This window comes from Streptomyces sp. KR55 (assembly GCF_052245645.1).
GTDB classification, from domain to species: domain Bacteria; phylum Actinomycetota; class Actinomycetes; order Streptomycetales; family Streptomycetaceae; genus Streptomyces; species Streptomyces flavusporus.
In genome coordinates this window covers 1-1771 of the sequence record NZ_JBQQCE010000865.1, presented here as the reverse complement: position 1 = coordinate 1771, position 1771 = coordinate 1, and the positions used below count along the sequence as shown (strand labels likewise).

2 protein-coding genes are annotated in these 1771 nt (G+C 71.7%); both read left to right on the top strand.

All coding sequences use genetic code 11. The features are described 5' to 3' along the window. Positions 1 to 565, top strand: a 565-nt coding sequence (locus ACTWQJ_RS51065; RefSeq protein ID WP_443313146.1) for a TIR domain-containing protein, incomplete at its 5' end; no start/stop codon positions are given. After that, on the top strand, positions 562 to 1771 hold a 1210-nt coding region (locus tag ACTWQJ_RS51060; protein WP_443313145.1), incomplete at its 3' end, for a VMAP-C domain-containing protein. The genes ACTWQJ_RS51065 and ACTWQJ_RS51060, both read left to right, overlap by 4 nt.

The window sequence follows — 1771 nt, the reverse complement described above, 5'->3', positions numbered from 1 at the left end:
AGCTCCTACCGGGTGGTACCCCGAGCCCGGAGGGACAAGTGACGGTCCCGCCGGCGAGCGCTGGTGGGACGGCGGGGCATGGACGCAGTACACGCGTACCGCGGGGGCGGCCGCCGCCGGCGCACCGGTCCGCTTCCTCGTGTCCTGCGTCGCGGCCGACCGCCCCTGGGCCGACTGGACCGCCTGGCAGCTGGAGAACGCGGGCCTGCGCGTACTCGTTCTGGAGGGAAACGCGAGCATCGGCCCGCAGACCGAGCCGGAAAAAGGCGAACGCCTGATCGCCTTGGTGTCCCCGGCCTATGTCGAGGCCGTACAGGTGCTCCGGCCCTGGTGGGTCATGCACCAAGAGGATCCGGAAGGCCTCGCGGACACACTCGTGCCGGTCGTGGTGGAGCCCTGCCGACCCGAGTGGCCCCTGTCCAAGGTGCCGTACACCGACCTCACCGGGCTGAGCGAGGACAAGGCCCGGACCCGACTTCTCCATGCCGTCGGCGCCACCCCCACAGGCCGCGCCGGACCGGCCGCCTCCCCGCCCTCCTTCCCCAACCCGGCGGGGCGACGTTGACGGGACAGGGCGGCGCGGGCCGCGGCAATCCGGTGTCACGGATACGGGACCGGATCGGGGAGGAGACGCTGGCCGCGCTGCTCGAGGTCCCCTCGCTCCAGGACCGGCCGGCGCGAGCCCTGCTGATCGAGCTGGTGGGCGAGGCCGTGGGGCGCCGGGCCGACCTGCGGGAGCACACCACTGTGCCGCTGCAGTTGCTGGAGCTGTTCCGTTTCTGCACTCGGCACCAGGACGGACTGCCGGCCCTGGCACGGAAGCTGTCATTGCTGGAGCCGGGTTGCGCGCAGGCGCAGGTCGTGCAGCGGCTCGCCGACGAGTGGACGGCCGTGGACGCCCTGCGCGGCCTGCCCGACGTCACGGGTTCCTGGGATTTCCTCGGCGACGCCCTCGGGGCGCTGACGCTGTCGTACGGCCTGCGGACCGCACTCGTCCGGGTGGCCACCGGTGCCAGGGTCTCCGCACCACCGCCGCAGGCCGAGACGTGCTGGCACGATTTCCTGCACATGGCAGGGCAGGGTGCTCCGCGAGGCGGGTTGCCGCCGTGGATGGTCTATCTGGACCGCATCGCCGATGTGATGGACCGGCCACTCGCGGGCGAGTTGCTCGCGCGCAACCGTCAGTGGGCCCTGAGCTGCGGCCTGGCCGAGCTGCTCGATCTCGACCGGGCCAGGTCTCCCGTCCCCACGGCGGCGGTCCGGCCGAACCAGGAGTACCTGGCGATCCACATCGCGCCCGACCCGCTGGAGAACGGGCACTACACCGTCTCGCACTCCCTCATGTCCGACGCCCACGGCCCGAGCTGGAAGCACGGCGAGCCGATCCCCCGGGTGCCCACCGATGGGCTCCAGCAGGCCGTGAGCCACGTCATCAAGACGGTCGAGGGAGTCGGCGGCGACCGACTGGCCGACGTGTGGCTGGAGTTCGTCCTGCCCTTCGAACTGCTCAACCTGCCGGTGGACTGGTGGCCCCGGGACATCGCCGAAGTGCCGCATGTGCCGCTCGCGGTGGACTACCCGGTCGTCGTCCGCAGCCTGGACCGGCTGCAGAACCCTGACTGGTACCGGTTCTGGCGCACCCGCTGGCAGCAGCTGCAGCGGGACGAGGACACGTCGCAGTCGGTGTATGTCAACGTCGCGCGCAGGAACGGCAACCATCTGCGCGGTCTGGAGGCCCGCCTCGGCGACAACGAGAGCTGCGTTGCCCTGG